Origin of the sequence: Pectinatus cerevisiiphilus (genome assembly GCF_004341685.1) — a bacterium.
In the GTDB taxonomy this organism is placed as follows: Bacteria; Bacillota; Negativicutes; order Selenomonadales; family Selenomonadaceae; genus Pectinatus; species Pectinatus cerevisiiphilus.
Genome location: NZ_SMAA01000012.1, coordinates 42,189 through 67,814 on the forward strand (window position 1 = coordinate 42,189; position 25,626 = coordinate 67,814).

Sequence of the window (25,626 nt, forward strand, 5' to 3'; positions counted from 1 at the left end):
ATCAGCGATTACGCCAAAGTATATTATTTATACAATGTGTAGTGCAGATAGCTATAGCTAAAGCATCGGCAACATCATCGGGATGCGGGGCAGTGGGCAGGTTTAATATTTTTTTGACCATATATATTACCTGCTCTTTGGTGGCTTTGCCATAACCAACTACAGATTGTTTGATCTGCAACGGTGTACGTTCAACAAGTTCGGTATTACTCTGTGCTGCTGTTAAAAGAATTACACCGCGCGCCTGACCAACAGGGATAGCAGTTGTCACGTTGCGGTTAAAAAACAACTGCTCTACACCCATAACATCCGGTTTATATTTTTCCAGCAATGCAGTAAGTTCAGTGTGGATTTTGAGAAGACGATCCTGAGGCCTGGCTTTTGAACTGGTCGTTATGGCACCATATTCCAAGGCCTTTAGGCGGCTTCCCGTAAGTTCGACAAATCCATAACCGCAGATGGCAGTGCCGGGATCTATTCCTAATGCAAGCATTAGCAGTTACTCTTCTTCAATTTCATAATTAGCATACACATTTTGCACATCATCATGTTCTTCGAGGGCATCGACAAGTGCAAGCATTTTTTCTGCGTCTTTTCCGCTAAGCACTACGGTAGTATCCGGTACCATCGTAATTTCTGCTTGGACGGTATCTATTTTATTATCTTCAAGAGCTTTTGTAACAGCATCAAACTCCTTAGGGTCGGCTGTTATTTCAAAAGAATCATCTTCTGCCTGAAAATCATCAGCACCGGCATCAAGAGCAATCATCATTAAAGTTTCTTCATCATCATATGTTTCCCGGTCGACGATAAATACTGCTTTTTTCTTAAACATCCAGCCTACGCAGCCTGTTTCACCGAGGTTGCCGCCGTATTTGGAAAACAAATGACGGATATCAGCTGCTGTCCGATTACGGTTGTCTGTCATTATATCGAGCATTACAGCACTGCCGCCTGGACCGTATCCTTCATAAACAAATTCTTCATAATTACTGCCATCAGCTGCGCCCAGTCCCTTTTGGATAGCACGCTGGATGTTTTCCTTGGGGATATTATTTGCTTTAGCTTTAGAGAGTGCCAATTTTAAACGCATGTTACCCGTCGGGTCACTACCGCCCATACGGACAGCTACCGTAATTTCACGGCCTATTTTAGTAGTAACTTTTCCGCGGATTGCATCGTTTGCTCCCTTTTTTCTTTTAATATTTGCCCATTTTGAATGTCCTGACATTTATTACACCTCATCTAATCATTAATTTACTATATATCGTTTACTCATCAAGCAGTATAATACGATAATACTTTTTTTTGCCTTTCTTCAACATACAAAAGCCATCAGCAAAATCAGACTCGTTTAAAATTCTGTCAATGTCACTGACTTTTTCGTTATTCAGAGATAACCCATTCTGTTGAATGAGGCGTTTTCCCTCACCTTTTGAAGCAAAGATTTTTTTCTGCACCAAGATGTCAAGCAGTCTGCCGCCCAATGCCTTTTTAGAAACTTCGAGAGAAGGAACATTATCTAGGATGCCCTGTCCGCCGAATACAGCTTCAGCCGCTTCCTGTGCTTTTTTGGCCTCTTGTTCGCCATGCACCATTTTAGTAACTTCATATGCTAAAACTCTTTTAGCTTCATTTATTTTTTGGCCTTCGAAACTGCCCAAACGATTTACTTCGTCCATTGGCAGAAACGTCAGCAGTGATAAGCATTTTTTTACATCGGTATCGCCTACATTGCGCCAGTATTGATAAAATTCATACGGAGAAGTCTTGTCCGGGTCAAGCCATAATGCGCCCTTTGCTGTTTTCCCCATTTTTTTACCTTCACTTGTAGTCAACAAGGTAAAAGTTAATCCATATGCTGGTCTTTCGTATTTGCGGCGCAGCAACTCTACACCGGCAATGATATTGGACCACTGATCGTCCCCGCCCATTTCCATCTTGCAATTGTAACGGCGGTTTAGTTCCATAAAATCATAGGCCTGCATTACCATATAATTAAACTCTAGAAAAGTTAATCCTTTTTCCATACGCTGCTTATAACATTCTGCTGCCAGCATTCGGTTTACTGAGAAATAAGGGCCGACATCCCGCAGTAAATCTATATAATTAAGCTTGCGCAACCATTCACCGTTGTTCACTATAAGGGCTTTGCCATCAGAAAAATCTATGAAATGCTGCATTTGTTTTTTGAAACAATTACAATTATGTTCAATAATTTCATCTGTAAGCATTTGACGCATGTCAGTTCTCCCCGAAGGATCACCAACAGTTCCGGTTCCACCGCCAATAAGGCAAATAGGACGGTGGCCGGCACGCTGCATATGTGCCATTACCATCATTCCTAAAAAATGTCCTACGTGCAGACTGTCTGCCGTCGGATCAAAACCGACATAAAAAGTTACGTTTTCTTTCGCTAAAAGTGCCCTTATTTCTTCTTCATGAGTGGCCTGCGCAATATAGCCGCGTTCCTTTAATACGTCATATACGTTCAATCAAAATCCTCCCCAATTAATTTTGTCCTTTTCCGCTCTGTTCTCCAGGTTCAGGTTGGAGCGCAGGGGTTTCCTGCGGCATGGCTGGAACCTGTTTGTTGTCGGTAGCAGCTTTTTGGTTGTTGTCTACGGCTTTAGGATTTTTATTGGCAGTGTCGCTATTTTTATCAGCGGCCGTTTTGGTGCTGTCTTTAGCGTCATCTTTTCCCTTCGCGGCCTTTTCTTTACTCTTGTCACTGCTTATTTGTTTAGTAGCACCAGCGGGAGCAGCATCTTGGGAAAATTCGGCTGGCTTAATTCCCGATAGAGCTTTGGTCATAAAGGTTTTCCATATTAAAGCCGGTGTAGTCCCACCATACATACCGGGCATTTTGGTATTATCATCATTGCCTATCCATACTGCTGTAACCAGTTCTGGAGTATAACCGATAAACCACGCATCTTGTGAGTTATCCGTAGTTCCTGTTTTCCCAGCTGCAGGGCGCCCTATATCGGCTCCTCTACCGGTACCATTGGTGATAACATCCTTTAGTACGCTTGTCAAAAGCTCAGCACTGTGTTCACTTATTGCCTTATGCTCTTCTGGATGGTTTTGTTCTATGATTTTACCGCTGCGGTCCATTATTTTAACGATAGCCGTAGGTTTTACATACACACCCTTGTTATCAAAGGCTCCATATGCAGCCACCATTTCAAGTGGGGTAACACCTTTGGTTAATCCACCGAGGACAGTGGCGAGGTTTCTGTCATTTTTGCCGCCGTCGAGTACAAGGGTAGATATGCCGAGCTGCTTAGCTGTTGCCAATACATTGTCAATGCCCAGCGAATCAGCAAGCTTGACAGTAGGTACATTTATGGACTCTGTGGCAATTTGCCTTATATTCACTATACCGCGGAACCTACGGTCATCATTCTGCGGTTCCCATGTACCAATTTTTATAGGACTGTCATTGACCTGTGTATTTGGTGTCATATTATTTTCAAAAGCTGTTGCAAAAACAAATGGTTTAAAAGATGACCCTGGCTGTCTTACGGCCATTGTGGCCCTATTGAATTTATCCGTGCCACGTCCACCAACCATGGCTTTGATGTAGCCGGTATGCGGGTCAATGGAAACAAGCGCGCCCTGCGGCTGTTCCAGACCATTTTGGTCTTTGCGCAAGTTTGGCAGGTTCTTCATGGCTGCTTCAGCAGCACGTTGTGTTTCCATATCAATAGTTGTATATATTTGCAGACCTTCTTTATAAACCTTGTCTGCACCATATTTGTCTATCAATAATTGCGTTACGTAGTCAACAAAATAAGAAGCTGTATTGTCATCTTCCTGCTGCTGTTGGCCTGAGCTTAGTTTTAGCTCTTCCTTATCAGCTTGGGAGAGCTGTCCCGCTGTAATATAGTTATATTTTTCCATCTGTTGCAGCACGACTGTTTTACGTGCTTTGGCAGCCGCCAGATTATTTAAAGGTGAGTAATAATTAGGGCTGCGCGGAATGCCGGCAAGCATGGCACATTCCGATAGATCAAGATCGGATACGTTTTTGCCAAAATACGTCTGGGCTGCAGCCTGGACACCATAAGCGCCCTGCCCAAAATAGATTTGGTTTAGATACATCTCCAATATTTCTTTTTTGGTGTATTTTTGTTCAAGCTGTAATGCCAAAAATACTTCCTGGATTTTTCTGGTCCATGTGCGGTCTTGAGTCAAATAGGCATTCTTGGCTAACTGCTGTGTTATCGTACTGCCGCCTTCTGCTATCTCATGGTTGGTCAGATTAGCCCATATAGCACGCAGTATCCCGCGGGGGTCTACCCCTAAATGGTCATAAAAACGAGCATCTTCATTTGCAATAAAAGCATTTTGCAAATCAGGCGGGATCTTTGAAATAGGAACGGGAACACGATTTTCTACAGCATGTACATTCCTTATCAAATTACCATGAATATCATAAATCTGCGATGAAGCCGGTGGTTCAATGTTATGTAACATATCTGGCTTTGTATTTATTGTAGCAGTCAGAAAACCGCAGCCGACACCAATAACCATAACGACCAAGACTATGATGACGACAGATGATGTTTTCTGCCAGCTGCTGCCACCTGGACGATGGTGGCGGGGAGCTGGCATTTGTGTACGGTTGCTCATGCATATCCTCCTAAGTGCAAGATTGAACAATATAGGACAATTTTAATTATCAAATGCTATAATACCATAAAATTTAAAATGTTACCACTTGCAAACTCAAACCTGTCCCTAGTAAATAGCTGCAATCAAATTAAAAAAAACTAATGAAAATCCCTAAGGTTATACTTAATAATCCTTGAGATATTTATTGCAGTTGGACGACAGTAGCACCGCTGCCACCTTCGTTAATATCGGCGAGTGAATAAGAAAAAACATTGCGGTGTTTTTTCAGATACTCGTGGATGCCTTTGCGCAAAGCACCTGTCCCTTTGCCATGGATAATGATTACTTCCTTCAGTCCGGCCATGACGGCGTCATCAATATATCTGTCCAATACTGTTTCTGCTTCTGACACCATCATGCCGCGTATGTCAATCTGATGGCTTATTTGTGCTGTCTTATCTACCTGTGAAAATGATTTATGCTCTACTGAACGAGTGGACTTGGGTAAAACTTTTTTGCCGGAAGCGAGAAAAAGGCATTTAGCGGCCTTTACTGTAGTTTTTAAGCCTCCCAGTAAGACAACAAGTTCATTCCCCTTGACTTCGCTGACAGTTCCTTGCTGCTGAATATTTTTTAAAAATACTATATCTCCTGCTTTTATTGTCTTCGGATCGACAGAAACTCCTTCGGCAGGCATATTTTCTGTCACTGTATTAAAGCGCCCCATGCTGGTCTGTAATTTTTCGCGGGCAGATTGTATTGTTTTCTGCCGTTTTTTTATACCAGCATCGTTGAATTGGGCTTTTAATTCTTTAATGATGCTTTCAGCCTGTCGGCGGGTATCCCGCAGTACAGCGGCACATTCTTTTTGTGTCTTTTTCACTGCCTGCGTTTTTTTACGGGAGAGTTCCTGTTTTTGTTCTATTAATTTTTTTTCTAAATTAAATATATGTCTTTCTTTTTCGAGAATATCTGCATTCTTTTGTTCATAGATGAGTTTTTCTGACTCAAGCCTGTTCAATACATTTTCAAAATTGGCATGGTCAGCTCTGATGAGCTGTTTGGCGCGGAGAATTATTGATTCAGCAAGTCCCAGCCTGCCGCTTATGGCAAAAGCATTGCTGGCTCCAGGAACACCGATTAACAGCCTGTATGTCGGCCGTAATGTTTTGATGTCAAATTCAACGCTGGCGTTTTCTATGTTTTCGTGACTGTAGGCGAATGTTTTCAATTCATTATAATGTGTTGTGGCAACGACGGAAACATTCATGTCCATAAGCTTTTCCAATATGGCCATTGCCAATGACGCACCTTCTTCTGGATCAGTGCCCGAACCCAATTCATCGAGCAACACCAAATCATCGTTTGCCGCATTTTCCAGAATTTTTATAATGTGTGTCATATGCGCTGAAAAAGTACTTAAACTTTGTTCGATGCTTTGTTCATCACCTATATCGGCAAATACCTGCGAATAAAAGGCGAGCTGGGAATCCTCTTTGACCGGTATAAAAAGCCCTGCCTGCGCCATTGCCACAAGCAAGCCAAATGTCTTTAAGCTGACGGTTTTCCCACCTGTATTTGGTCCGGTAATCAATAAAGCTTTATAGGTTATGCCAATCTTTATATCAATAGGAACAATATTTTCTTGTTTGAGAAGTGGATGACGTGCACCAAGCAGGTTTGTATGTCCATCTTCATTTAAAATTGGCAATGACGCATCCATAGCTTTCGCCAGTTTTGCTTTAGCAAAAGTAAAGTCTAACCTAGCGATAAGATCACAATTTTGGTTGAGAATATCAGCATTTTTAGCAATTTTGGCGGAAATATTTTTCAAAATACGTTCTATTTCTTTTCTTTCCTTCAACTTATATTGCTTTATATCGTTATTGAGCGCAGCAATAGACATCGGTTCGATAAAAAGAGTCGAACCGCTGGCCGATTGATCATGAATTATCCCGGGAAAAGCTTGCCTATATTCTTGCTTGACAGGAATAACGTAGCGTTCATCACGCATAGTCACAATATTTTCTTGAAAAAATTTCTGCATACCAGTATTTCTCAAGATATTGTCCAATGTTGATTTCACTCTGTTTTGTGTGGTACGGATACCCTGCCGAATACGGTAAAGTTCATTGCTAGCAGTATCGCGCATAGAGCCGTGCTCATCTACAATGGTATTTATATCATGTTCAAGCTGGCCGAGTATTTCGATTAAAACTGCCCAGCCTTTGAGGTTGCTGCATTCGCCTGCATATTCTTTAAAAAATTTCTTAATGCCGCGCATACCGTACATGGTACTGCTGATATTTACCAGTGCTTCCGTTTCGAGCACAACGCCCATGGAAGCTTTTTTTAAGGCTGTCCTTATATCAAAGATGCCGCCGAAGGGCGGTTCATTTTCATGCAGCACCGCAACAGCTTCTTTAGTATATTCTAGATTGCTACAGGCATCCTCGAAGTTATCGGCAGGAAGAAGACTGGCTATTAATTCCTTGCCTTGGGTAGTATGGGCTTTTAGTTTAAGCCTGTCGATAACTTTGCTGTATTGAAGTGTTTTTAATGTTGCTTGTTCCATATGTTCTCCATTAATCATTGCTCAAAATACCGCGGAAAAAGTGGCCGCGTGTAAAATTATTGCCCTCTATTTTTTCAATGAGATTATTTTGAAAGATTTTATGATATTTTCCTTTATGCATAACTTCTTTATAAAGCTTTACTGTTTCTGTCAGTTTGCTGCTACTCATATACCTGCCATCTATACGCAGACGGTTTAAGCCAAGCTCAATGAGATCGGGCACGTGTGCCAGCATTACAAGTTCCCTGCCGTTTAATATATGCATATGGCAAAATTGGTCCGTTACAATAGGAAAATGCTCATCTTTTCGGTCTCTTAGATAAAGTTTTTGCTTAGTGCACGGTGCAGTGCAGCTGCCTGTATGCAGCCCACCTAAAAAACTGCCCGCTATACAATATTCGGAAACCATCAGTTCAATATTGCCTTGCACGAGGACTTCTAACGGCACAGGTGAAATATTGGTAATAACCTTCAGCTGCTGCATATTCAATTCAGGGGATAGTACACAGCCGGATACATCCTGTTCCTTTAATGTTTCAATAGTTGCGTTATTAAATACGTTCATTGAATAATCAACCCAGATAGGCAGATTTTTATTATATTGGTCACATAAATCTTTAATTTCTTTTAGCTGGCCGACACTATGCACATAAACGCCGGCAAAACTGTCAATAGGGAGTTTTGGGAAAAGGGCTGCCGTTAGGTCGGTTTCTGACTGCCGTAAGATACGCGGCATAGCAAGAAAAATTGCCGCTCCGGTATCTTGGCAGAGTTTGGCTGCTTGGGTATATTGCGCAGCAGTAATGTTTTGGTGGTGATAGGAATCTCCACCAAATAATATGTCATCACAGCCTCCTTTTAAGGCTGCGGAAAGTTTTTGGATATTATCGACGGCTACCATTAATTGCGCGGTTTGTTTTTTGTGCTGCTGATGCGGCAATAACAACTCTTCCCATTTAGTATTACGCTTTGGTTTCTGACGGGTAAAATGTTGTAGACGCTTTTTGTAAAGAATGTCTACAGCCTGGCGGCGGATATCATTTAACACACTCATTGGTACCATTACAGAATCGGCAATATTACACTCTAATTTTCGCAAATAATAAATAGTACTGCCCAAACGGTCCATTTGTTTTGCTGTTGTTTCGTAAGTAAGCGGTCGTTTTAAAGCTTTTTCAGCTATAAAATCAGCAGTGAAGCTGCAATGTATCTGGTCACCGTCTACCATATCTATTTTTACCGGTTCACCAATGCTGGCAGTGAGGGTAATATCAAGCGGTATTCGCCGCACTGGGTCACTGCTGTTGAAAAAAGTTTTGGCTTTTTCATTGAGCTTGGCGTCAAGTATTTTGAAAATACGGTCATGTTCTTGGACATGTCCTGGTAATTTGATACTGGCAACGTCACCGCTGTGCGCGGATTCTACTTTTTTGCCATCAATTTTTAGCTCGGTCACATTTGTGTTTACACGTCCGCCAACCTTTACCCAAAAGTCAACTTTATCGCCTATATTTAGATCACCGCTGAGCTTGATATCCGCTACAAATGTTTTTTTATTGTATTTTTGGACGCGTCCTATAAGCAATCCGCGGTTGTTGGGCTTTCGGTCACTGATCATTGTTCTGCCCGGTCGATCCAGTAAGTATGCCGTTGTAAAATCACGATTGAATATTTGGCTTAACTCTTTCTTTACTTCTTTTTCGGGGAAAGCTGTTTTGTTATAATAAGTATCTATTTTTTTGCGGTAGGCGTTCACCACGACAGCAACATATTCCGGTTTTTTCATGCGCCCTTCTATTTTAAAAGAAGACACGCCGGCTTCGATAAGCTCCGGTACCAAATCCAATGTATTCATATCACGCGGACTTAATAAATACTGTCCTGCGTCAGCATTTTGCAAAAGATCATTTTCCTTTTCATCCATAAGTGTGTAGGGCAGCCTGCACGGCTGGGCGCAGCGTCCTCTGTTACCGCTTCTGCCGCCAATCATGCTGCTCATGAGGCATTGGCCGGAATAGCATACACAGATGGCACCATGAATAAAAGTTTCTATTTCAATTTTAGCATTTTTGCATATGTATTTTATGTCGTTAAGACTGACTTCCCTGGCCAAGACAACCCTGCTGAAGTGCAATTTTTCCAGCATTTTGACGCTGTCGAGATTATTTATGCTCATCTGCGTACTAGCATGCAGCGGTAAGTCAGGAACTATTTCATGGGCAATTTTGGCTACACCAAGATCCTGTACGATAATAGCGTCGACACCTATCGTGTATAGGAAAATAAGATAGTTAGCCAACGCTGGTAATTCACTGTTATCCACCAGTGTGTTTACTGTTACATGAATGGACACGTTACGCATATGTGCAAATGTGACAGCTTTTTTGAGACTTTCTTCATCAAAATTATCAGCAAAAGCACGTGCACCAAAACTTTTACCTGACAGATAAACGGCATTAGCACCGCTTTCCACAGCCGCCTTTAAAGCTTCCCAAGTTCCGGCTGGAGCGAGTAATTCTACCAAAAATATACCTCCAAAAATAATAACAATTAAATAATACAGCACCACTGTGCAAACAAAAATAAACGGCATGGAAAACCATACCGCTTTTATGCTTCCAGATTTTATTTATCAAGCAGTTTAATCAGATCATCATAATCTTTTTTTAAACGAAAATAATCGTCAGCCAAGTGCAGTGCCGTAAGCACGCCTATGCGCTGGATTGGCAGGTATTGGTTCTTCTTCACCAATTCTCGCATTTTAGTATCAACTACATCAGCTAATTCTTTCATATATTCAATGTCAACGTCACCTTTTATAGGATATTGTTCTCCGTAAATATCTATTGTCAACTTGTTTTCCATACATATCACCTGTTATATATAGGGTTTTCCCTTATTGATTTTATCAAAAGATAGTTAAATATGCAAGGATACAGGGAAAATCACCCATTATTTTCTCTTTGTTATGCTATTGTCAGCAATTTCAATTTTCATAGTATTGTATAATTTGATTAAATCTTTATTACGTTAATATTACTATTTATGTTTTAGCACATTTTTTACCAAATGTACATCTTCTCATATGTTATTTTATTAATTCGTAAATTTTTTTATTACAGGTTAAATATTACAAACATATTTGACATTTTAAGTAATTTTATATAATAATAGGAAATCAGAATGATTACCCTGTATCAACAGACATATTAATTTGTAAATCTTGATCGATATAAAATATACAAAAAGGATGTATAATTTTGTACAAACGAAGTGTTTTTTTTATTTCAATAACAATAATTATTGCTATTTTTGTCCAGCAATTTTACTTGGTCCAACCGCTTGGCAAAAAAGTTACTATAACACCAAAATACACAAAGCATATTCTACTCATACCCTTAGACAGTCGTCCTCCCTGCGCTAAATTTGTAGTTGATGCCGGCAAAATGGCTGATATCGAAGTGATAACACCACCACCGGATATCATGGACTATTATACCGAACCGGGAAACACGAAAAAATTACAGGCATGGCTGCAAATGAATGCGCCTTCAGCGGACGGCATCATTATTTCTGTCGACCAACTTTTATATGGAGGCTTATTGGCATCGCGCCAGTCATTTGGGAAAGATACTGAGGAAAATTCACTATGGCAGACATTGGTAGATATACGCAGCCAAAATCCCCAGCTACCAATCTATGCTTTTAATATATTGCCACGTATAACACCACCATCAAATATTGATTCGGTAAAAGATATAAAAAACCTTATGCAGTATTCAAGGTTGACAGATAGATTCAGTCGGTTTTATGAAGAAAAGGATCTGTTGAAAATTGAAAAGCTGCGTGCTAAAATCCCCGAGGAACATCTGGAACAATATATAGATTTATATAACAGAAATCTGGAGCTGAATAAAAAACTGATTAATCTAGCTGCAGACAAAGTTTTAACGAAATTAGTAATTGGCCAGGATGATGGCGAAAAATACGGTATTCCCAATATGGAACGCAGAAATTTGCAGCGTTATACGGCGGCAAAGCAGCTTGATGCTAATACCGTCACTATAACACATGGTGCAGATGAGGTCGGTATGTCGCTCTTATTCAATATGGCACAGCTTTTCAAGCAACAAAATTATGCGCCGAAAGTATTTGTGGCATATAATGAAACTGCCTCTGCACAGGCCATCTTGCCGTATATGGCTGCTCCTGTTGGGCAGATTGTCAGCGAGAAGATAGCGATGACAGGCGGGCAGATTGTCCAATCACCTGAAGCAGCAGATTTTATTTTATACGTACATATCGGCAACAGTAAAAATTTGTCTACACGCCTTTTAGGTGCAAAAAGAGTAAATAATTGGCTTGCAGCTGGAAAAAAAGTTGCCATAGTTGATCTGAGTAAGCATTTTTCGGCGGAGGAAACATTACTTCCGGTACTGCTGCAAAATGATGTGCCGGTCAATCAGTTGACGGCTTATTCAGGTTGGAATACTGCCAGTAATTCCATTGGTACAGCTGTCTCCCAAGCGTCGATATACTGTCAGGCTGCTGAGGATAGTTATAGCACTGATGCTGTATTACGCTTGACGTATAATAATCTAACTATTCTTTATGACCACTTTGTTGAAGATTATTTTTACTTAAAGGGGACAGTAGATGCAGTCAATACAGCTTTACGCAAAGCGGGAATAGACAATGTGAGCGATTTGAATATGGACAATAATTATCTTTGGGCAAATCGGATGCTGGCTGATTCACTGCAAAGGCAGCTTGCTAAATTTACGCACAGTAAGGCTTCACGCAGCCCAATTACGTTACAGACTCCTGATGGACTCCAAAGAATTTATTTACAGGATATAAATGTAAATGCGTTTTTCCCGTGGCCGAGAACTTTTGAAATATATACTGATGTAAATTTCAGCATGAACATTATGAAATGATGTATGACAAGATAATATAACTTCTATTTATTGAGTGTTGTCAAAAAGAACAATACTCTCTATAATATAGTTTATGACTTATTGATTGGGTTCTTGATCTCATCCGGATGATTTCATTTTCAATGCCGCAAAATATTTTATAAATTGGCTTTTCCGGATAAAACGCTGGTGAGTTAGGGAGGAAGCTCTATGAGTACAGAAATATTATTAAAGTCTGAACGTTGCAAAGGATGTGGCATTTGTGTATCTTTTTGCCCTAAAAAGGTACTTGGCTTAGATACTTTGGGGCACTGTAGTGTCGTTCATGCCGATGCCTGTATCGCTTGTGGACAATGTGAGCTGCGTTGTCCCGATTATGCAATTTTTGTGGATAAGAAGGTGAGCGCATGAACAATATGAAATTAATGCAGGGAAATGAAGCCTGTGCAGCCGGCGCTATCGCAGCCGGTGTAAGATTTTTTGGTGGCTACCCGATAACACCTTCCACGGAAATAGCAGAAACAATGGCTAAGGTATTGCCTTCTGTAGATGGTTGTTTTGTGCAAATGGAAGATGAAATAGGTGGTATGGGAGTAGTGCTGGGAGCTTCCCTTGCTGGTAAAAAAGTTTTAACGGCCACTTCCGGGCCGGGATTTTCTCTCAAACAGGAACTGATCGGTTATGCTGCCTGTGCGGAAATACCGGTAGTCATTGTAAATGTCCAAAGAGTAGGCCCTTCTACCGGGCAACCGACTTCACCTGCGCAAGGTGATGTTATGCAGGCTCGCTGGGGGACACACGGTGACCACCCGATGATTGCCCTTTCACCATGGACTGTCAGGGAAACTTTCGATGCTACCGTGATGGCTGTCAATTATGCAGAAAGATTTCGCACACCTGTAATTTTGCTGATGGATGAAATAGTTGGTCATCTAAGAGAAAACATAGAATTGCCGAAAAGTGACGAGCTTAATATTTATCCGCGCCGCCGGCCTTCTAAGACACGTGCCCAGGGCTATGAACCATATGCACCTGAAAAAGACCTCGTCCCTAATCCTGCTGATTTTGGCACTGGCTATCATATACATGTTACGGGACTTGTCCATGATTATACTGGATTCCCGTCAGGCAGTCCGGCTGTGACGGAAGAATTCATTGATAGGCTGCATAAGAAAATTGCCATTGCCCAAGATGAAATAACCCATTATGATGAATTCTTTATGGATGATGCGGAATATGCAGTGCTTTCCTATGGTGGTGTTGCCCGTACTGCTTATGAAGCAGTACGCCAGGCACGGGAAAAAGGAATTAAAGTCGGGATGATACGCTTGATGACAATCTGGCCATTCGCTGATAAAGTAATCCGCAGAAATGCCGAAAAATTAAAGGGCATTCTGGTGCCAGAACTTAATTATGGTCAGTTAAAATATGAAGTAGAAAGAGCTGCTGCCGGAAAATGTCCGGTAAAACTGCTCGCTAAGTACAATACAGAAATATTTACGCCAAGTGAAATATTAAAAGCAATTGAAAATCTTGAAGGGGGCAGAATTTTATGAAAGAACGTACTTATGAAAAATATTTTCGGCAAAATCGCCTGCCCCATATCTGGTGCCCTGGCTGTGGCAACGGTATAGCAATGAAGGCAATTGTCTTGGCTGTAGAAAAACAAAAACTGCCGCGTGACAAAACTATTATCGTCTCAGGCATAGGCTGCTCGTCCAGAGCCTCTGGCTATATGGATTTTGATACCCTGCATACCGCGCACGGCCGTGCTATTCCTTTTGCTACAGGTATAAAGCTCGCTAATCCAGAGTTGAACGTCATTGTCATAACTGGTGATGGAGATTGCACCGCCATAGGCGGCAACCATTTCATCCATGGGGCGCGCCGTAATATAGATCTCACCGTGGTATTGTTCAACAATACTATTTACGGCATGACTGGTGGACAGGCTTCACCGATGACACCATTGCATAAAAAGGCAACGACAGCTCCTTACGGCAGCGTGGATCGTCCTTTTGATGCCTGTAAATTGGCACAGGCGGCGGGTGCTTCCTATGTTGCACGCAGTACGGCATTCCATGTTCAGCATCTGACCAGTATGATAGCAGAAGGTATAGCCTGCAAAGGATTTTCCTTTATTGAAGCATTAGTTCAGTGTCCGACTGCCTATGGCCGCAAAAACAAAATGCCAGATCCATCAGAAATGATGAAATGGATGAGAGATAATGCGGTAATGAAAGCAGCATGGGATAAGCTGCCAGAAGATAAAAGAACGGACAAATTCCCCATAGGTGTATTTCATGAACAGCAAACTGTTGAATATACAAAAGCTTATCGTGAAGTTATTGAGCTTGCACAAGGGGGCAGAAAATAATGAAACAATTGCGTTTATCCGGGTCTGGCGGACAAGGCGTTATCACCGCCGCCATTATTTTTGCTGAAGCTGCCATGAGCGAAGGCAGACAAGTAGTCCAATCACAGTCCTATGGACCTGAAGCACGTGGTGGTGCCTCAAAAGCAGAAGTAATTATTGACGATAAGCCAATATATCATCCGAAAATTATAAAACCGGATATTGTCTTATCTTTAACCCAGAAGGCTGCCGATAAATATTATAAAGATCTTGATGAAAAAACAGGACTTTTAGTTGTAGACGAAGATCTTGTACCGGATATTCCAGATTTTCCTAATGTGATAAAGGTACCGGTCACACGTATTGCTTCCGAACAGGTTGGCAAAATGTTATTTACAAACATCGTAGCATTGGGTGTGTTGGTTAAACTTTCTAAGCTCATTTCTTTTGCAAGTGCAGAAGCATCCGTAAAAAAGCGTGTACCACCGCATACAATAGAACAAAATATAAAAGCATTAAAACTAGGTTATGATGCTGTCTGAATTATATTTTTATTCGTTTCCATAATATATAGATCACCTAAAGAAGGCACGGGCCAATTTCGGTCCGTGCCTTCTTTAGGCATAAGAATATGGCGGTACTTGTTACATCTTTAATTTTTATATATAATAATAGTAATTAAAGCTTATTAGGAGTAGCGGTAATTATGCAGATTTTTAAAAATGACTGGAATGAATATCTGGCAGCTGAACTGAAAGAGGACTATTATTTAAAGCTCAGAGATTTTTTAAAAGAAGAATACAAGACAAAAATTATCTATCCGAGTATGTACGATATTTTCAATGCCTTGCATTACACGAGTTATCATGAGTGCAAAGTCGTTATTCTGGGACAGGATCCATACCACGGCCCAGGACAGGCACATGGGCTAAGCTTTTCTGTAAAACCGGGTGTGAAAGCACCGCCGTCACTTGTAAATATATTCAAGGAATTACAGGAAGACCTCGGTTGTAAAATACCCAATAACGGTTGCTTAAAAACGTGGGCGGAACAAGGTGTACTGCTTTTAAATACTGTTTTAACCGTCCGTGAACATCAGGCTAATTCACATAAGGGGATCGGTTGGGAAACCTTTACAGACAAGGTGATTTCTCTTTTAAATGAACGGGAAAAGCCGGTTGCTTTTATCCTTTGGGGTGGCCCTGCGCGGCGTAAAAAAGTAATGATCACAAACCCGCAGCATTTTATAGTAGAATCAGCACACCCTAGTCCTTTATCCGCATCCCATGGATTTTTCGGCAGTAGGCCTTTTTCAAAGGTGAATGATTTTCTGCGCAGCACAGGACAAACACCTATTGACTGGCAAATTCCAGATTTACCTGCTGAATAAATTGTTTATGGCGGTGAATTTTGTGAAGAATCCGCATAAATTAGTTAAATCTAATGTATAATAGGACAAGAATTATTGCTGCAAAACATTTTTCATAGCATAGCCGTTTGGCATTATATATTATAAAAATAAAGGAGAACTTTTTTTGCGATTACGTAGAAGGCCATGGATAGCGGATGCTATTCTGGAATTTAAAGATTTTGTATTTTTGAAAGATGCATTTGAGCCGGCAACTTTAAAAGGAAAATGGTCTGAACTGTTTCCAACTAAAGCACCGCTTTATGTCGAGCTGGGTACGGGCAAAGGGCGCTTTATCAATCAGGCGGCCTTGAAACATCCGGAAATTAATTTTCTCGGAATTGAACTCCAACAGGATATCATTTATTATGCAGCACAAAAGACAGCTGCGGCAAATTTAAAAAATGTCCGTTTTGCTGTTTTTGACATAAATAGTATAGAAGATTTATTTGCTGCTGGTGAGGTAAAAAGATTTTACATAAATTTCTGTGACCCATGGCCCAAAAAAAGGCATGCCAAGAGGCGGTTGACCCATATATCTTTTTTGGAAAAATATCGTAAGCTATTATCTCCAGACGGGGAACTGTTTTTTAAGACAGATAATAGGCCGTTATTTGATTTTTCACTTGAACAGTTTGCCGAAGCCGGTTGTAAGATAAAAGCGGTTACTTATGATCTTCATGCAGAAGGCTGTCTCCGGGAGGACTTTATGACAGAATATGAAGAGAAATTCAGTGGATTTGGTGAGAAAATTAATCGTTGCGAGGTCACATTCCCTTGAATATGTCAGCAAAGAAAAAATTTTGGCTTAATGATATGGAAGCCGTCTTCATGATTATGCTGGTGCTCATGATAATTGGCACTATAAACGTTTTCAGTGCTAGTTTTATAACAGCGGAAATGAATTTTGACAATCCATATTTCTTCCTTATCAGGCATTTGATAAGTATTGCAGTAGGTATTGTTGTTTTTTTATGCGCGGTGAATTTTGATTATCACAGGTTGCGTACATTTGTTCCTTTTTTACTGGGCTTTACGATACTTTCGCTCATATTGGTATTGATCACAGGCGTGAGTGTCAATGGTGCCAAGAGATGGATAGGCCTTGGCTTTATGCAGTATCAGCCATCGGAAATTGCAAAAATCGTCTGTATCATTATGACAGCGTCTTTTTTAGGGGCAAAAATTGATAAAAAACGTTCTATTTCGTTGGCAAACAGAACGTTTGGTATGGCTGTATTTATGGCAGCATTGGTGGAACTTGAACCTGATATGGGGACGGCTGTTCTTATTGGCGGCATACCAGTGCTGCTGCATTTTATAGCAGGTATGAAAACAAAATGGATAAGCTATGCTGCACTTGGTCTCGCAGCCCTTTTTATTCTCCTTGTCACTTTCCAATCATATCGGCTTGACCGTATAAAAAGCTGGTATGATCCTTGGTCGCAAGCACAGGGGTTTGGTTATCAGACTGTGCAATCATTATCGGCTATTGGTTCTGGTGGTTTTTGGGGAATGGGGCTTGGCAAGGGTGTCAGCAAATATTCTTATTTACCGGAAGCACATACAGATTTTGCTTTTGCAGTTTTCAGTCAGGAAAATGGTTTGCTCGCAGTAATATTTGTCTTTTTCCTCTATGCTATGTTGGCGATGTACTGTGGAAAAATAGCCAAACATGCCAGTGAGGGTTTCGGTAAAATGTTGGCCTGCGGTATTATGCTGCTCATTGTCGGTCAGGCAGTGGCTAATTTATATATGGTAATTGGTTTGTTGCCCGTTGTTGGTGTACCTCTTCCTTTTATAAGTTATGGTGGCACATCGCTCATTTTGAATATGGCAAGCATTGGTGTTTTAATTAATATTGGCAGATATACCAAGAATTCATCTTCGCAAAAGCAGTTAAATGATACCGTTATAGTAAAGGCGGCTCCTGTATTTTCACGACGCAAGCCACTGCATAGATTAAAATGAATAAAATTATACTACAAAAAAGAGCAGCGCCGCAGCGCTGCTCTTTTTTGGGTAATATATTTTATTTCAAAGCGTCTTTTAATTTTGCGTTAGTATCTTTAGCGCTGTCTACACTGCTTTGGAACATTGCCTTTTCTTTTGCGTTAAGAGGCAGTTCAAGAATCTTTTTAACACCGTTTTTACCGAGAACGACAGGAACACCGGCGCAAACATCTTTTTCACCATATTCACCGTCAAGTAAAGCAATGCAAGATAGAGTTTTTCCTGTATCTTTAGCTATTGCTTCTGCTATTGTAGCTGCTGTAGTACCAGGAGCATACCATGCAGATGTACCCAGTAACTTAGTAAGTGTACCACCACCAACCTGTGTAGCATGTTCGATTTCAGCAAGTTTTTCTGCTGAGAGATATTCAGTTACAGGAACACCTTTGTAGGTAGCTGAACGTGTAAGAGGAACCATCAAATCACCATGAGCACCAATAACCATAGCATCAACATCGCCTACTGGACAGCCAATAGCTTTTGCTAAATAGTATTCAAAACGGCTTCCGTCTAAGAGTCCGCTCATGCCGATTACGCGTTCACGCGGCAGACCGCTGTTTTTCAGTGCAAGATATGTGAGCGTATCTACAGGGTTGGAAATAATAATGAAAATAGCGTTAGGTGAATGCTTTAAAGCTTCATCCATAACGGATTTCACAATCTTGGAGTTAACACCGATAAGGTCAGTACGACTCATACCAGGTTTACGAGGAATACCAGATGTTATTATAACTATGTTAGAGTTTTCAGTTTTGGAATAATCATTAGTGACGCCGACGATTCTTGTATCAATATGCATCATTTTTGCAGTCTGCATCATGTCCATTGCTTTACCTTCAGCAACGCCTTCTTTGATGTCAAGTAATACAACTTCATCAGCAAAGTTTTTTAAAGCCAATACGTTAGCAGCGGTAGCACCTACGTTACCAGCGCCAATAACAGAAATCTTCATATTAAGAGTCCTCCTCAAATTTTGGGATTTAAATTCAGCCTTACTAAAAGTATAATACAATAGTAGTTATAAGTAAAGCGCTTTGTTTATTAAACAATAAAAATAACATATAATATATTTATAAAAAATATAAAAAAATTTTATAAATATAAGTCATCTACTTTATCTTCAAAGATGATTTTATCTATGTACGTAACTTAAATTATACCGTAAAAAATAAGACTGCCCCTGATCGCCAGAGACAGTCTTATTATGCTGGGAAACTTAAATCGTATAGAAATTTACTAATTTGGCATCAAAGATACCATCTATTTTAGAAACTTGGTCGATTATATCCTGTGTAATATCATCATCTATTGTCAATACCATTATGCTGGTGCCGGCAATAGATGTTTTACCTACCTGCATACCGGAGATGTTTATGTTGTATTTAGCCAGCAGTGAACCAACCAGACCTATCATGCCGGGGCGGTTAATATGCGGGCAAATTAAGATTCTGGCATGCGGGTCAACATCTACACGATGCTGATTTATAGCGACGATGCGTCCTTCTGTGCCAAAGAGTGTTCCTTGGACAGATTGTTCTCCCGTCGGTGTTTTTAAAGTTACGGTTATAAGGTTAGCAAAATTAGCGACATCTTTATTTTTGATTTCCTGTATTTTTATGTTGCGCTGTTTTGCCATTGAAGGGGCATTTACATAATTGACCGCTGTCTGCAAAATAGGATTGAGCATCCCCTTTATGACAGCTATAGTCATCATTTTCGTGTCTATGTCGGCAATTTCGCCATTATATTGTACTGTTAAGCTTTGGATAGGGCCGTCCGATAAAGACTGTACTGTGCAGCCCAGTCTTTCTGACAGGGCCAGGTACGGTCTGATCTTGCCCATCGTTTCAGCGGAAACAGGTGCCATATTAACAGCGGTAGAAACTGGTTCACCTTTCAAGGCAGCAGCTACGCCGTGCGAAGCATCTATCGCAACACCAATCTGGGCTTCAACGGTTGAAGCACCAAGATGAGGGGTTAAGACGATGTTAGGAGCAGAAGCAAGGGGGTTGTCCGGTGATAATGGTTCTGATGTAAATACATCAATCGCTGCCGCAGCAACCTGTCCTGATTTCAAGGCAGCAGCTAAGTCAGCTTCATTGATAATACCACCGCGGGCGCAATTTACAAGTCTTACACCTTTTTTCATCTGGGCAATATTATCTTTGTTCAACATGTCTTTTGTCTGCGGCGTCAAAGGCATATGCACAGTTATGAAATCTGCATTTTTTATGACATCGCCCAAAGAACCTGTTTTCACACCTAAGGCTTGTGCCCGGTCTTCGTTCAAATAAGGATCATAAGCGATGATGTTCATATCAAAAGCCATCGCTCTTTTGGCCACGCCGGAACCTATACGGCCCAAGCCGATAATTCCCAATGTCTTGCCACGCAGTTCAACGCCGACATATTTTTTTCTGTTCCATTCACCTTTATGCAGTGTTTCGTTGGCAATAGGAATCATACGGCTCATGGAAAGCATCATGGCCATGGTATGTTCAGTAGCTGCAATCGTATTTCCTTCAGGTGCGTTGAGCACGATAATGCCACGTTCAGTGGCAGCCGTAATATCTATGTTATCGGTACCGACACCTGCGCGGCCGATGACTTTCAGTTTTGCCGCCTTGCTAATAACTTCTTTTGTTACTTTGGAGGCACTGCGAACAATAATTCCATCAAATTCCGGTATTATCTTTAGTAATTCTTCCGCTGGTAACTTGTCTTTGACAACTACATCGAAATCGCCTTGCAATATGTCAACTGCTTTTGGCGATACACCGTCAGCAACTAAAACTTTCATTATAATATCCAGTCTCCCTTTTGTGAAATAAAAATTTACTTTTATATTTATATGTAAATAAGTATACACTTAAGTATTTTAGTTTATCAATATTATATGCGTCAAGTAAAAATTTTACTTATATGTCGAATATGAAAAGATTTTTGTTTAAAATATATTTTGTTTACAGTAAATTAGACAGTAAAAAACACAAGTATGAACGCTATTGTTTATCCGTGCGCTATTATAAGTTATGCTATAATAGATTTTAAATTTATGTTATAAAATTATCTTATTATGCCTTATTATGCATAAAATTTAACAGGAAAATTTTTTTTGCCTATTATTTGCCTATTATAAGACACAAATATCTGCTATAATAATTCGCGATATTTGATGAAAATAAGATAAAAGATTTAATCTCATATCAGAGAAGGAGCATTATGAATAGAAAAGTAAAGAAAAGTATTTCAGCTTTAACATTTACGTTGCTATTTTTTCAGGAGACAATTGGTTTTTGTGCCAGTCTTTCTGTGAACGATGCCATAGCGATGGCATTGCAAAATAACCTGGATATAAAAATAGCTTCCACAAAAGAAAATCAAGCTGAAGCAAATCTTGCGGCAACTAAAGCCCAATCAGGCGTGACTGTCTCTCTTGGCAGCAGTTCTTCTATATCTGATGGAATATCTGATGGTGTAGATCGTGATTTTGAACGTAGCAACAGTACCAGTATATCTGCAAGCTATCCCTTGTACACTGCAGGAAAGAACAAATTAAATACTAATATAAAAGAACAAGCACTAGAACAGAGTAAACTTAATACACAGCGGACTGCTGAAAACATAACTTACAATACAGTAAAAACATATTATGATATTTTGGAAGATCAGAAAAATATCGATGTTGATCAGGAATCCGTGGATAATTATGATAAACATTTACAGAACGTCCAACAGTTGTATTCAGCCGGAAGTGTAGCAAAATCTGATTTGCTGCGTTCAGAAGTTGCTTTGGCAGATGCCAAGCAGTCTTTGATTAGCGCACAAAATACGCTGGTTATAGACCAATTAAATTTGAAAAATATTCTTAAGATGGATAAAAATGAACCTCTTTATCTGACAGACGATTTTAGATATATTCCGTTTGATATGGAACTTGACTATTGTTTGTCATATGCTGCGGAAAATCGTAAAGATTTAAAACAGACAGAATTGGATTACGAAATAGCTAAGAAAAATGTAGAATTGGCAAAAGCCGATTATAAACCTACTGTTAATGCCTCCGTTGGTACGGATTGGAGTAAGCAGCCGCTTCCCAGTGAAAAAGACCATTCTTACACTGTCGGCGTATCTGCAAACTGGGATGTTTTCGACAATGGCTTGACAAAGGCAAATGTAAATGCGGCCGAAGCAGGACTTGATCAAGCAGAACTGACACTCCAGCAGCAAAAGGATTCTATAGATGTTGAAGTACGGCAAGCGTACTTAAATATGCGTGATGCAGAAAAGAGATTTAATCTAACACAGACTTCTGTCGATCAAGCTAAAGAAGATTTATTCATAGCACAGGAAAAATACAGAGTGGGAGAAGGTATCATTCTTGATATCATTGATGCACAGCTGGCCTTATCCACTGCTAGAATAAATCATATAAGTGCCCAGTATGACTATGCCCGGTATAAGGCAGAAGTAGAAAACGCCATGGGGCTTGATGAGGAGAATATCTGAAATGAAAAGAAAAGCTGTCATAAAAATAGCGGCAATAATAGCGATAGTAGCTGTACTCGGTTTCGCAGGCTATAAATATTGGGAAAATTATCAATCAAAAAAAGCGGCAACGCCAATAGGAGAAACTTACACTGTCCAAAAAATGGAACTAAAATCTACTGTATCGGCAACAGGAACTATTAAACCGTTGGAAGCAGTAGAAGTAAGTTCAAAGATAACAGCACGTATACAAAGTGTGCTCGTAAAGGAAAATGATACTGTAACAGCAGGACAGACTGTAGCTGTACTGGATGGTAAGGATTTGGAAAATGAGCTGATTAAAGCACAGGAAACAGTTGGCAATACACTTTCCAAATATAACCGCGCCAAATATTTATATTCAATAGGGGCCAAATCTAAAGAGGAATATGAAGATGCCGAATATAATTATGAAACGGCTAAAAGTGATATGGAAGTCACAAGATCAGACCTTAATGAAACTATCATAACAGCGCCTATGGACGGTGTGGTTGTCGGTGAACCAAAGACACCGGGCACAATGGCAGCTCAAGGCACCAACAATCCGACGGTAATAATGCGTATTGCCGATCTGTCCCAAAAACAGATATTGGCTAAGGTAGATGAAACAGATATCGGCCATATATTGGTCGGACAGCCGGTATCGTTTACGGTTGATGCTTATACGGATAAGACCTTTACGGGAAAAGTAGCAAAAATTTCCCAAACTGATGTGAGCAATAGCTGGGATACTTCATCTGATAGTACTTCTTCCTCGACTTCCACAGCGGTCATATATTACTATGTAACCTTGGACGTTGATGATCCTGACAATTTGCTGAAACCGGCAATGACAGCGCGTGTTGAAATAACTACTGATGATAAAAGTGATGCTATCGCAGTACCGCTTGCGGCGTTAAAAACAGATAGCAACGGTTCATATGTCATTGTGGTCAATGATGATAACACTACGGAAAATCGTTATGTCGAAACGGGAATATACAGTGACGAATATGTAGAAATCACCAGTGGTCTCAATGAGGGCGAAAAGGTTTCTATAGAGTATGCAGCACCAAAAACAACTGGCAGCGCACCTTCTAAAAGAGGCGGCTCACCCTTTTAAAAAAACAATTTGAAATGAAGCGGAGCTTTATTATCTAAATTAATTAAAGCTTCGCTAATAAATTTATTTGAATTAAGAAAGCAGGTATTATATGACGATCCGCCTTGAGGGAATAAAAAAAATATATCAGATCGGCACCCAAGAGGTAGCAGCTTTAAACGGTATAAATTTAAATATTAAGAAGGGTGAATTTGCCGCATTGATGGGACCTTCAGGTTCTGGTAAATCTACACTTATGAATATTTTAGGCTGCCTTGATCGGCCTACCGTCGGTTCATATAAGCTTGACGGTAAAGAAGTAGCGCATCTCAGCGATGACGATCTGGCCAAGACACGCAATAAAAAAATTGGGTTTGTTTTTCAGAATTTTAATTTGCTGTCACGTATAAGTGCATTGGATAATGTAGCGTTACCACTCGTTTACGCCGGAATTGGACGCAAGGAAAGAATGGAACGCGCGTATCATTACTTGAAAGCAGTCGGCCTTGATACACGTGCCGACCATCAACCAAATGAGCTTTCAGGTGGGCAACGGCAGAGAGTGGCAATAGCTCGGGCACTGGTAAATGATCCCAGTATAATCATGGCAGATGAACCTACAGGCAATCTTGATACAAAATCAACAAAAGAGATTATGAATATTTTTATTGATCTGCATGAGCAGGGAAAGACCATTATTTTGGTCACGCATGAACCTGAGATTGCTACCTGCGCATCAAGGCAGTTGTTAGTGCGTGATGGAGTAATAACACGCGACGCCGGCAAGGGGGAAAAAATGGATGTTGTTTAATGAGAGTGTCATCATAGCTTTAAAAGCTTTGTATTCTAATAAATTACGTTCGATACTTACTATGCTTGGCATTATTATCGGTGTCGGCGCAGTAATTGCGATGGTGTCCATTGGTATGGGCGTCAGAAAAAAGGTACAAGATTCGATATCCAGTCTCGGCAGCAATATGCTTATCGTGCAGGCGGGTGCTCCACGTGTAAATGGGGTACGTCAGGCAGCCGGTAGTGGTGAAAATTTAAAGCTTGACGATTCGGATGCGATAAAGAAAAAAATCAAAAATATTGATTACGTTGCTCCGAGTGTACAAAAAGCATATCAGGTCGTCAACGGCAACCAGAACTGGAATACCACAGTATATGGGATCACTTACGAGTATATGTCAATCCGGTCGCTTACTGTCAATAGTGGTTCTTTTATCTCGGATAATGATATTAATACGCGCACACGTGTGGCCGTAATTGGCGCCACGGTAGCCTCTAATTTGTTTGGTAGTACAAATCCGGTAGGTAAAAATATACGTATCAATAATGATCCCTATAAGATAATTGGTGTCTTGGACAATAAGGGGCAATCCGCGATGGGGCAGGACCAGGATGACTGTGTCCTGATTCCAATTACTACAGCAATGGAACGTTTGATGGCCTTGACAAGCATAAGGACAATAAATGTACAGGTGTCTTCTGCTGATAAGATAGACCAAGTCCAAGCAGAAATAGAAACATTGCTGCGGCAGCGACACCGTATAAAAAATCCTGCTGATGATGATTTTCAGGTCAATAACCTCACTAGTATAATGGAAACGATGACCAGTACTACGACTATGATAACCTTGCTGCTAGGCAGTATAGCTGCTATCTCTTTGGTGGTAGGCGGCATAGGGATTATGAATATAATGATGGTATCGGTAACAGAGCGAACGCGGGAGATTGGGATACGGAAGGCTTTGGGTGCCACCTTCAATAATATAATGATGCAGTTCCTCATCGAGTCGATTGTCGTCAGCGTTCTCGGCGGTTTGGTCGGTATTATCATCGGCTGCGCCTCGGCAATGGCTATTGCGCAATTCGGTGGTTTTAATACAGTTATTACGTTGGAGCCAATATTGCTTTCCTTTTTCTTCTCTGTTGGCATCGGTTTATTCTTTGGTATTTACCCTGCCAGAAAGGCTGCAAAATTGGATCCGATTGAAGCGCTGCGCTATGAATAATAAAAAACTTACTAAAACTGTATGTATTTTTTATTAGAATATTGTATAATTATTATAAATAGATTCATGTATTAATATAAATAGATATTTATTTTTAGGAAATCTATGA

The 25,626-nt window shown here is 40.4% G+C and carries 21 protein-coding genes; 12 read left to right on the forward strand and 9 right to left on the reverse strand.

All coding sequences use genetic code 11. The features are described from left to right. Nucleotide 1 precedes the first annotated feature (1 nt). The 7 genes from ruvC to EDC37_RS08690 form a co-directional block, all read right to left on the reverse strand. Nucleotides 2–493 (reverse strand): crossover junction endodeoxyribonuclease RuvC, encoded by a 492-nt coding sequence (gene ruvC / locus EDC37_RS08660; protein WP_132550429.1) that lies wholly within the window; start codon nucleotides 491–493, stop codon nucleotides 2–4. A gap of 6 nt (nucleotides 494–499) precedes the next feature. Next, the gene (locus EDC37_RS08665; protein ID WP_132550431.1) at nucleotides 500–1,231 is read right to left on the reverse strand and encodes a YebC/PmpR family DNA-binding transcriptional regulator; all 732 of its coding nucleotides are present in this window, start codon (nucleotides 1,229–1,231) and stop codon (nucleotides 500–502) included. 40 nt (nucleotides 1,232–1,271) lie between these two features. After that, nucleotides 1,272–2,495 (reverse strand): tyrosine--tRNA ligase, encoded by a 1,224-nt coding sequence (gene tyrS, locus EDC37_RS08670; protein ID WP_132550433.1) that lies wholly within the window; start codon nucleotides 2,493–2,495, stop codon nucleotides 1,272–1,274. 16 nt (nucleotides 2,496–2,511) lie between these two features. After that, a complete protein-coding gene (locus EDC37_RS08675; RefSeq protein ID WP_132550435.1) occupies nucleotides 2,512–4,638 on the reverse strand; it encodes a transglycosylase domain-containing protein in 2,127 nt (708 codons plus the stop codon). A gap of 184 nt (nucleotides 4,639–4,822) precedes the next feature. Next, entirely contained in the window at nucleotides 4,823–7,195 is a 2,373-nt protein-coding gene (locus EDC37_RS08680; RefSeq protein WP_132550437.1) for an endonuclease MutS2, read from the reverse strand. 10 nt (nucleotides 7,196–7,205) lie between these two features. Continuing rightward, nucleotides 7,206–9,719, reverse strand: coding sequence for a U32 family peptidase (locus EDC37_RS08685; protein ID WP_132550439.1), 2,514 nt, complete (start codon nucleotides 9,717–9,719; stop codon nucleotides 7,206–7,208). 101 nt (nucleotides 9,720–9,820) lie between these two features. Further along, entirely contained in the window at nucleotides 9,821–10,060 is a 240-nt protein-coding gene (locus EDC37_RS08690) for a cell division protein ZapA (protein WP_132550441.1), read from the reverse strand. 395 nt (nucleotides 10,061–10,455) lie between these two features. Between EDC37_RS08690 and EDC37_RS08695 the strand changes: the two genes are divergently transcribed. The 8 genes from EDC37_RS08695 (at nucleotide 10,456) to EDC37_RS08730 (ending at nucleotide 17,849) form a co-directional block, all read left to right on the forward strand. Further along, nucleotides 10,456–12,135 (forward strand): DUF4127 family protein, encoded by a 1,680-nt coding sequence (locus tag EDC37_RS08695; RefSeq protein WP_165874489.1) that lies wholly within the window; start codon nucleotides 10,456–10,458, stop codon nucleotides 12,133–12,135. 189 nt (nucleotides 12,136–12,324) lie between these two features. Next, nucleotides 12,325–12,525 carry a 4Fe-4S binding protein gene (locus EDC37_RS08700; RefSeq protein WP_132550445.1) on the forward strand — a complete coding sequence of 67 codons (201 nt, stop codon included), beginning with the start codon at nucleotides 12,325–12,327 and terminating at the stop codon, nucleotides 12,523–12,525. Next, nucleotides 12,522–13,670, forward strand: coding sequence for a 2-oxoacid:acceptor oxidoreductase subunit alpha (locus EDC37_RS08705; RefSeq protein WP_132550447.1), 1,149 nt, complete (start codon nucleotides 12,522–12,524; stop codon nucleotides 13,668–13,670). Before EDC37_RS08700 ends, EDC37_RS08705 begins: the two co-directional genes overlap by 4 nt. Then, complete coding sequence (locus tag EDC37_RS08710; protein WP_132550449.1) at nucleotides 13,667–14,491, forward strand: 2-oxoacid:ferredoxin oxidoreductase subunit beta; 825 nt, start codon at nucleotides 13,667–13,669, stop codon at nucleotides 14,489–14,491. The genes EDC37_RS08705 and EDC37_RS08710 overlap by 4 nt, the downstream gene beginning before the upstream one ends. Continuing rightward, nucleotides 14,488–15,012 (forward strand): 2-oxoacid:acceptor oxidoreductase family protein, encoded by a 525-nt coding sequence (locus EDC37_RS08715; RefSeq protein ID WP_132550451.1) that lies wholly within the window; start codon nucleotides 14,488–14,490, stop codon nucleotides 15,010–15,012. The genes EDC37_RS08710 and EDC37_RS08715 overlap by 4 nt, the downstream gene beginning before the upstream one ends. 164 nt (nucleotides 15,013–15,176) lie before the next feature. Then, nucleotides 15,177–15,860: a uracil-DNA glycosylase gene (locus EDC37_RS08720; RefSeq protein ID WP_132550453.1), complete on the forward strand. Its 684-nt coding sequence runs from the start codon at nucleotides 15,177–15,179 to the stop codon at nucleotides 15,858–15,860. A gap of 145 nt (nucleotides 15,861–16,005) precedes the next feature. Then, on the forward strand, nucleotides 16,006–16,659 hold the full coding sequence (trmB, locus tag EDC37_RS08725) for a tRNA (guanosine(46)-N7)-methyltransferase TrmB (protein WP_132550456.1): 654 nt from the start codon (nucleotides 16,006–16,008) through the stop codon (nucleotides 16,657–16,659). 2 nt (nucleotides 16,660–16,661) lie between these two features. After that, the gene (locus tag EDC37_RS08730) at nucleotides 16,662–17,849 is read left to right on the forward strand and encodes an FtsW/RodA/SpoVE family cell cycle protein (RefSeq protein WP_132550481.1); all 1,188 of its coding nucleotides are present in this window, start codon (nucleotides 16,662–16,664) and stop codon (nucleotides 17,847–17,849) included. Nucleotides 17,850–17,910: 61 nt separating this feature from the next. On the opposite strand, the gene mdh is transcribed toward EDC37_RS08730, so the two are convergent. Next, nucleotides 17,911–18,843: a malate dehydrogenase gene (mdh, locus tag EDC37_RS08735; RefSeq protein ID WP_132550458.1), complete on the reverse strand. Its 933-nt coding sequence runs from the start codon at nucleotides 18,841–18,843 to the stop codon at nucleotides 17,911–17,913. A gap of 264 nt (nucleotides 18,844–19,107) precedes the next feature. Then, complete coding sequence (gene serA, locus EDC37_RS08740; RefSeq protein ID WP_132550460.1) at nucleotides 19,108–20,691, reverse strand: phosphoglycerate dehydrogenase; 1,584 nt, start codon at nucleotides 20,689–20,691, stop codon at nucleotides 19,108–19,110. 422 nt (nucleotides 20,692–21,113) lie between these two features. On the opposite strand from serA, the gene EDC37_RS08745 reads away from it, so the two are divergent. From EDC37_RS08745 to EDC37_RS08760, 4 genes are all read left to right on the forward strand, one after another. Next, a complete protein-coding gene (locus EDC37_RS08745; RefSeq protein WP_132550462.1) occupies nucleotides 21,114–22,400 on the forward strand; it encodes a TolC family protein in 1,287 nt (428 codons plus the stop codon). Nucleotide 22,401: 1 nt separating this feature from the next. Beyond that, the gene (locus tag EDC37_RS08750; RefSeq protein ID WP_132550464.1) at nucleotides 22,402–23,520 is read left to right on the forward strand and encodes an efflux RND transporter periplasmic adaptor subunit; all 1,119 of its coding nucleotides are present in this window, start codon (nucleotides 22,402–22,404) and stop codon (nucleotides 23,518–23,520) included. Nucleotides 23,521–23,611: 91 nt separating this feature from the next. Then, the gene (locus tag EDC37_RS08755) at nucleotides 23,612–24,310 is read left to right on the forward strand and encodes an ABC transporter ATP-binding protein (RefSeq protein ID WP_132550466.1); all 699 of its coding nucleotides are present in this window, start codon (nucleotides 23,612–23,614) and stop codon (nucleotides 24,308–24,310) included. After that, nucleotides 24,300–25,517, forward strand: a complete 1,218-nt coding sequence (locus tag EDC37_RS08760; protein ID WP_132550468.1) for an ABC transporter permease — start codon at nucleotides 24,300–24,302, stop codon at nucleotides 25,515–25,517. The genes EDC37_RS08755 and EDC37_RS08760 overlap by 11 nt, the downstream gene beginning before the upstream one ends. Nucleotides 25,518–25,626 lie beyond the last annotated feature (109 nt).

Bases quoted from the DNA above. Each gene is read 5' to 3' on its own strand.
- ruvC (WP_132550429.1), bottom strand. From the start codon at position 493: ATGCTTGCATTAGGAATAGATCCCGGCACTGCCATCTGCGGTTATGGA.
- EDC37_RS08665 (WP_132550431.1), bottom strand. From the start codon at position 1,231: ATGTCAGGACATTCAAAATGGGCAAATATTAAAAGAAAAAAGGGAGCA.
- EDC37_RS08675 (WP_132550435.1), bottom strand. From the start codon at position 4,638: ATGAGCAACCGTACACAAATGCCAGCTCCCCGCCACCATCGTCCAGGT.
- EDC37_RS08680 (WP_132550437.1), bottom strand. From the start codon at position 7,195: ATGGAACAAGCAACATTAAAAACACTTCAATACAGCAAAGTTATCGAC.
- EDC37_RS08690 (WP_132550441.1), bottom strand. From the start codon at position 10,060: ATGGAAAACAAGTTGACAATAGATATTTACGGAGAACAATATCCTATA.
- EDC37_RS08700 (WP_132550445.1), top strand. From the start codon at position 12,325: ATGAGTACAGAAATATTATTAAAGTCTGAACGTTGCAAAGGATGTGGC.
- EDC37_RS08705 (WP_132550447.1), top strand. From the start codon at position 12,522: ATGAACAATATGAAATTAATGCAGGGAAATGAAGCCTGTGCAGCCGGC.
- EDC37_RS08710 (WP_132550449.1), top strand. From the start codon at position 13,667: ATGAAAGAACGTACTTATGAAAAATATTTTCGGCAAAATCGCCTGCCC.
- EDC37_RS08720 (WP_132550453.1), top strand. From the start codon at position 15,177: ATGCAGATTTTTAAAAATGACTGGAATGAATATCTGGCAGCTGAACTG.
- EDC37_RS08730 (WP_132550481.1), top strand. From the start codon at position 16,662: ATGTCAGCAAAGAAAAAATTTTGGCTTAATGATATGGAAGCCGTCTTC.
- mdh (WP_132550458.1), bottom strand. From the start codon at position 18,843: ATGAAGATTTCTGTTATTGGCGCTGGTAACGTAGGTGCTACCGCTGCT.
- serA (WP_132550460.1), bottom strand. From the start codon at position 20,691: ATGAAAGTTTTAGTTGCTGACGGTGTATCGCCAAAAGCAGTTGACATA.
- EDC37_RS08745 (WP_132550462.1), top strand. From the start codon at position 21,114: ATGAATAGAAAAGTAAAGAAAAGTATTTCAGCTTTAACATTTACGTTG.
- EDC37_RS08750 (WP_132550464.1), top strand. From the start codon at position 22,402: ATGAAAAGAAAAGCTGTCATAAAAATAGCGGCAATAATAGCGATAGTA.
- EDC37_RS08755 (WP_132550466.1), top strand. From the start codon at position 23,612: ATGACGATCCGCCTTGAGGGAATAAAAAAAATATATCAGATCGGCACC.
- EDC37_RS08760 (WP_132550468.1), top strand. From the start codon at position 24,300: ATGTTGTTTAATGAGAGTGTCATCATAGCTTTAAAAGCTTTGTATTCT.